Source organism: Streptomyces sp. NRRL B-24572 (assembly GCF_002156145.1).
GTDB classification, from domain to species: Bacteria; Actinomycetota; Actinomycetes; order Streptomycetales; family Streptomycetaceae; genus Streptomyces; species Streptomyces vietnamensis.
Window position 1 is genome coordinate 1 of sequence record NZ_MWIG01000742.1, and the last position, 5846, is coordinate 5846.

7 protein-coding genes are annotated in these 5846 nt (G+C 74.1%); 6 read left to right on the plus strand and 1 reads right to left on the minus strand.

What is annotated here, in order from left to right; all coding sequences use genetic code 11:
• Nucleotides 1-368 precede the first annotated feature (368 nt).
• From CCN56_RS34900 to CCN56_RS34915, 4 genes are all read left to right on the plus strand, one after another.
• A complete protein-coding gene (locus CCN56_RS34900) occupies nucleotides 369-764 on the plus strand; it encodes a hypothetical protein (RefSeq protein ID WP_143664719.1) in 396 nt (131 codons plus the stop codon).
• Nucleotides 765-779: 15 nt separating this feature from the next.
• Nucleotides 780-1208 (plus strand): hypothetical protein, encoded by a 429-nt coding sequence (locus CCN56_RS34905; protein ID WP_086831809.1) that lies wholly within the window; start codon nucleotides 780-782, stop codon nucleotides 1206-1208.
• A complete protein-coding gene (locus CCN56_RS34910; RefSeq protein ID WP_086831810.1) occupies nucleotides 1187-1471 on the plus strand; it encodes a hypothetical protein in 285 nt (94 codons plus the stop codon). The genes CCN56_RS34905 and CCN56_RS34910 overlap by 22 nt, the downstream gene beginning before the upstream one ends.
• 112 nt (nucleotides 1472-1583) lie before the next feature.
• The gene (locus tag CCN56_RS34915) at nucleotides 1584-2030 is read left to right on the plus strand and encodes a DUF2000 domain-containing protein (protein WP_086831811.1); all 447 of its coding nucleotides are present in this window, start codon (nucleotides 1584-1586) and stop codon (nucleotides 2028-2030) included.
• 6 nt (nucleotides 2031-2036) lie between these two features.
• Here CCN56_RS34915 and CCN56_RS34920 read toward each other — a convergent pair whose 3' ends face one another.
• The gene (locus CCN56_RS34920; protein WP_179200092.1) at nucleotides 2037-3485 is read right to left on the minus strand and encodes a PLP-dependent aminotransferase family protein; all 1449 of its coding nucleotides are present in this window, start codon (nucleotides 3483-3485) and stop codon (nucleotides 2037-2039) included.
• 164 nt (nucleotides 3486-3649) lie between these two features.
• Between CCN56_RS34920 and CCN56_RS34925 the strand changes: the two genes are divergently transcribed.
• A complete protein-coding gene (locus CCN56_RS34925) occupies nucleotides 3650-4900 on the plus strand; it encodes a Tm-1-like ATP-binding domain-containing protein (RefSeq protein WP_086831813.1) in 1251 nt (416 codons plus the stop codon).
• A gap of 20 nt (nucleotides 4901-4920) precedes the next feature.
• On the plus strand, nucleotides 4921-5754 hold the full coding sequence (locus CCN56_RS34930; RefSeq protein ID WP_256962338.1) for a phosphoenolpyruvate hydrolase family protein: 834 nt from the start codon (nucleotides 4921-4923) through the stop codon (nucleotides 5752-5754).
• Nucleotides 5755-5846 lie beyond the last annotated feature (92 nt).

The following is a 5846-nucleotide window of genomic DNA, read 5'->3' on the forward strand; positions in this document are numbered from 1 at the left end:
GCCAAATCGATTTGGCCAAATCGATTTGGCCGCCAGTATGTGAGGGCGGGCCCGGGCCGTCAAGAGATCCGACGGGCAAGAGGAAGCGGGCTCAATGCCCGGTCCGCGCTGGCTGGATTGTGGCTGGACAGTCGATGTGGGGCACCGGAGCATGGCGCGCAGGCGCGAGGCCGTTCAGGGGAGGACCCGTCAGCATGGGTTTGTCAGAGGGAGAAGAGCCAGGCGGAGAGCGGCCGTGGCGGCGGTCGCGCGCCGACGGCAACCCAGGGGCGGCTGGGCCCGGAGGCCCCGGCGGATCCACGGGATTCGGCCAGGGGCCGATCCCCTCGGGGCCGCAGATGCCACAGCCGGTGAAGAGCCTTCGCGTGTTGATGATGGTCCTGGCCGGCATGCAGGCCGTCCTCGGACTTTTTCTGCTGACCAACAGCGTGGCCATCGCCGAGGTCATCTGGGTCGGGGGCGACGCCTCGACGCCGTGCTGCACCACGCCGGGCGAGGCTCACTCCGGGATCGTCGTATTCGCCGGAGTGCTCGTGCTCGCGATTGCCGCATGGGGCGTCACCACCGCCCTGAAGTTCCCCACGCGCCACCCCGGTCTGCGCGTGTCCGCCTTCGTCTACGGGTGGACGGCGCTGCCCTTCACCCTGGCCTTCTACGAAGCGGTGCCCATCCTGGGAGTGCTCTGGCTCGTGCCGGCCATCCTGGCGATCGTCCGCCCCAACCAGCCGGAAAGCCGTGCCTGGTTCGGTCATCAGTCCCTCTGAGGCGGGACCACCGCGGTGGAACCCGGACACCTGCTGCGCGGCCCGGGCCCGATGCCGCCGCGCCACTGCCGTGAAGGCGGCTCGATGCCCCGCCGCTACCCGCGCCACCTCGGCGGCGCGGCGAAGACCGCCCACCCGGTGGCCCTGTCGCCCGCCGATCACGGCACCTCGCTCCGGGGCCCCGGGCTGCTCGCCCGCGCCTTCCCCGGTGGCGACGCGCTCCTCGGCGCCTCCTGCCGTGCCTGTGCCCAGCGGCGGCAAGGGCACCGCGGAGATCAGCCAGGACCTGGACTGGGTGCCGGCGGCCCCGAGGCGGACGACTACTTCGGTGAGGCCCTCGCCACCATCGACTGGAACACGGACGGTTTCACCGACCTGGTGGTCGGCACCGCGACCAGGGGGGCGCGGTCCACACGTTCTCCATGGCCGGCTCGGCCGGGCTGAACGACCGCTGGATCGAGGCGGGCGACGGCGACGGGATCCCCGGCACGCCCGGCGCCGACCAGCAGCTCGGCAAGAGCGTCCACTTCACCGCGACCAGGCTGTACGTGGGGATGCCGTTCGGGCCCAACGCCGCCGGTGCGCTGTACGCGCTGCCGATGTCCGACGTGACCCAGGGCGGCACGGTCGCTCCCGTGACCACGTACAAGCCCGGCTCGGGCGGCCTGCCGGCCAACGGTGTGGCCTTCAAGTACGCGGCTCGATAGGCGCTTCGGGACAGCCGTGAACGCCGGGTGGGCCGACACATCGACCCACCCGGCGTCCACCGTGCAAAGAACGTACAAGACCGTGCGACCGGGCCGGCGGCAGTCTCGGAGCATGACGACGAACGACAACACGCCCGACGAGACCCCCGTACGCTTCGACACCAAGATCGCCGTGCTGCTGCGCGAGGACCTGGAGACCTGGCAGCGGCTGAACGTGACGGCGTTCCTGGTCAGCGGCCTCGGTACGGAACTCCCGGAGGTGATCGGCGAGCGGTACGCCGATGCCGACGGCACCCCGTACCTGCCGATGTTCCGGCAGCCCGTCCTGGTCTTCGAGGGCACCAAGGAGACGCTGACCGCCGCGCACGGCCGCGCCCTCTCCCGCGGGCTGCCCCGGGCGGTGTTCACGTCCGACCTCTTCACCACCGGCAACGACCGGGACAACCGCGCCGCCGTACGGGCCGTGGGCGCGGGACAGCTCGACCTGGTGGGGATCGCCGTGTACGGGCCGCGCAACGCGGTCGACAAGGTGCTCAAGGGGGCCGGGATGCACCCCTGAGCACCGTCATCCGGCCGCGCGTTCCGCGCACTCCAGGAGGGCGGGGAGCGCGGCGGCCAGTGCCTCCGTCCCGTGTGCGTACGGCAGTCTGAGCCGGTCCCGGAAGCCGTCCACCGGCGAGAACGCCGCCCCCGGGACGACCGACACCCCCCGCCGCCGCGCCAGCTGGGCGAGGGCCTCCGTGTCGGCGCCCGGGATCCGCACCCACAGCGCGGGGCCGCCCGCCGGACGGGTCCACTCCCAGTGCGGGGCCGCCCCGCGCACCAGCGCCTCGGCCGCCTCCCGCTGCCCCCGCAGCTCGGCCCTGCGCCGGGCGCGGGCCTCGGGCAGCCGGTCGAGCAGCCGGACGGCGACGAGCTGGTCCACCACCGAGCAGGCCAGGTCCACCGAGGTCTTGATCTTCGCGAGCCGGGCCACCACCTGCGGCGATGACCGCACCCAGCCCACCCGCAGACCGCCCCAGAACAGCTTCGACAGCGTGCCGACGGTCACCGTCGAGGCCATCGGGAGCTCGGCCACGAGCGGAACCGGTGCGTCGATCTCCTCGTTCTCCCCGTCGCCCAGGGCGAGTTCGGCGCAGGCCGTGTCCTCGACCGTGAACAGCCCCTGGTCCACGAGGACCCGCTGCCACTCCCGGCGCGCCGCGCCGCCGAGCGTGCGCCCCGTCGGGTTGTGGACCGTCGGCTGGAGGTACACGAGCCGGGGCCGCCCGTGGGTGCAGAGGCGCCGCAGCTCCGTCGGACCGCTTCCGCCCGCACCGCCGTCCGGCTCGTCCCCGCCGACCGGGACGAGCCGGGCGCCCCGCGCCCGCAGCGCCTCCAGCGCTCCCCGGTAGGTGGGGTTCTCCACGACCACCGTGTCGCCCGGATCGACCAGGGCCTGCGCCACCAGCCACACCGCCTGCTGCGAACCCGAGGTCACCAGGATCTGCTCCGCCTCCGTCGCCACCCCCGCCGCCCGGTAGTACGCGGCGATGCCCTCCCGCAACGCGGGGATCCCGTACGGGTGGTAGCCGTCGTCCCCGAGCAGGGCGCCCAGGTCGCCGTGGGTCAGCGCCCCCACGGCCTCGCCGACCGCGCCGAGCCCGGGCAGCGCCCCGCTCGACAGGTCCGCGGTGCCGGAGCCCCCCGACCGCGCGTTGAAGCTGACGAGCCGGCCCTCGGCGACGTACCGGTCGAGCGCGCCCGAGCCGCGCAGCCGGGAGCCGCTGCCCCGCACGCTCTCCAGCCACCCCTCGCCCTCCAGGAGCCCGTACGCGGCCGTCACCGTCGACCGGCTCACGCCGAGGACCAGGGCCAGTTCGCGCTGCGAGGGCAGCACGCTGCCGCCGGGCACGTCCCCGCGCTCGGCCAGCTCCCGCAGCGCGTCCGCCAGCCGCCGTGGCAGCGGTCCCGCCCCCTCCGACGACCAGCCGGTGAGGAGCCGTGACAGACGGGTCGAAGCAATCCTGGCCATGGCCCACATCTTGCTGCACGGCTCTCCTCGGGGATCTTCACGACGCAGGCCAATCCGGCCCGACTGGTCGTTGTCGCCGCAGGTCACCCGTCGGAGGATCGACACCGGCGGGACCGGGCCACGGGACCGGGACACGGCTACGGGACCGGGAGAAGGGTGAGGGCATGGCGACCGTCGTGCTGGTCGGCACACTGGACACCAAGGGGGAGGAGTACGCCTGGCTGCGCGAGCGGCTCAGGGAGTACGGCGGCGACGTCCTCCTCGTCGACACCGGCATCATGCCGCCGCCCGCCCGGGGACCCGTGCCCGACGTCCCCGCCGACGTCGTCGCGCGGGCCGCGGGACACGACCTGGCGCGGCTCCGGGCCGCCGGGGACCGCGGGGCTGCCGTCACCGCGATGGCGCAGGGCCTCGCCCGGATCGTCGTCGACCTCTACCGCAAGGGAAGGCTGCACGCCGTGCTCGCCGCGGCCGGCAGCGGCGGCTCCGCGATCGCCGCCCAGGCCATGCGGGCCCTGCCCATCGGCGTCCCGAAGGTGCTCGTCAGCACCATGGCCGGCGGTGACGTCTCCCCGTACGTCGACAGCAGCGACCTCACCCTGATGTACAGCGTCGTCGACATCTCCGGACTCAACTCCGTGTCCTGCCAGGTCCTCGGCAACGCCGCAGCGGCCGCCGCCGGCATGGCCCGCCGCCACGAGCGCAACCACGACGAGCCCGCCGGCCGGGGACGGCCGGTCGTCGCGGCCACCATGTTCGGCGTGACCACCCCGGCCGTCGACACGGCCCGCGCCCGGCTCGCCGAACTCGGCTACGAGGTCCTCGTCTTCCACGCCACCGGCGCCGGCGGCCGGGCGGTCGAGAAGCTCGCCAGGGACGGCATGCTCGACGGCGTCCTCGACCTCACCACCACCGAACTCGCCGACGAGCTCGTCGGCGGCGTGCTCGGTGCGGGCCCGTCCCGGCTCACCGCCGCCGGGGCCGTCGGCATCCCCCAGGTCGTCGCCCCCGGAGCGCTCGACATGGTCAACTTCGGGCCCGCCGCGACCGTCCCCGAGCGGTTCGCCGAACGCCGGCTGCTCATCCACAACGCGACCGTCACCCTGATGCGCACCACCGCGGGCGAGATGGCCGAGCTCGGCACCGGGATCGGCCGCAAGCTCCGCACCGCGCGCGGCCCCGCCGAGGTCTTCTGGCCGCTGCGCGGCGTCTCCGCCGTGGACACGGCCGGCGGGCCCTTCGAGGACCCGGAGGCGGACCGTGCCGGGCTCGACGCGCTGCGCGCCGCCGTCCGGGGCGGCGAGGTCCGGGTCCACGAACTCGACGCCCACGTCAACGACCCCTCCTTCGCGGTCGCCATGGCCGACCGCCTCCACCAGCTGATCACCGAGAACGCCCGCGCCGCCGCCCGATGAGACACCGAGGAGCGACCATCGTGACCACCATCAGCCGCCAGGACGTGCTCGACCGACTCCGCGCCCAGGTCGCCGCGGGCCGCCCGATCGTCGGCGCGGGCGCGGGAACCGGCCTCTCCGCCAAGTGCGCCGAGGCCGGCGGGGTCGACCTGCTGATCATCTACAACTCGGGCCGCTACCGGATGGCCGGCCGCGGCTCGCTCGCCGGTCTCCTGCCGTACGGGGACGCCAACGCGATCGTCCAGGACATGGCCCGCGAGGTGCTGCCCGTGGTCCGCGACACCCCCGTCCTCGCCGGCGTCTGCGGCACCGACCCGTTCCGCCGCATGGACCTCTTCCTCGACGAGCTCAAGGCCATGGGCTTCGCCGGAGTGCAGAACTTCCCCACGGTCGGCCTGTACGACGGCACCTTCCGGGTCAACCTGGAGGAGACCGGCATGGGGTACGGCCTGGAGGTCGACATGGTCCGCGCCGCCCACGAACGCGACCTGCTGACCGCCCCGTACGTCTTCGACCCCGAGCAGGCCGCCGACATGGCCGCGGCCGGCGCCGACGTCCTGGTGCCCCACGTCGGGCTCACCACCAAGGGGGCCATCGGCGCGGGCACGGCCATGACGCTCGACCGGGCCGCCGCCGCGGTCCAGGAGATGCACGACGCGGCCAAGCGGGTGAACCCCGACGTCCTCGTGCTCTGCCACGGCGGACCCATCGCCGAGCCCGAGGACGCGCGGTACGTCCTGGAGCACACCACCGGCGTCGTCGGCTTCTTCGGAGCCTCGTCGATCGAACGCCTCCCCACGGAGCGGGCCGTCACCGAACAGACCCGCGCCTTCAAGGCCCTCGCCACCGGCTGAGGCCGTCGTCGGGGCGCGGCCCGTCCGGTGAGCGGCTGCTCATGCGCTCTGCCCCTGCCCCCACCCGTCCCCGTCGGCACGGACAGGGGCAG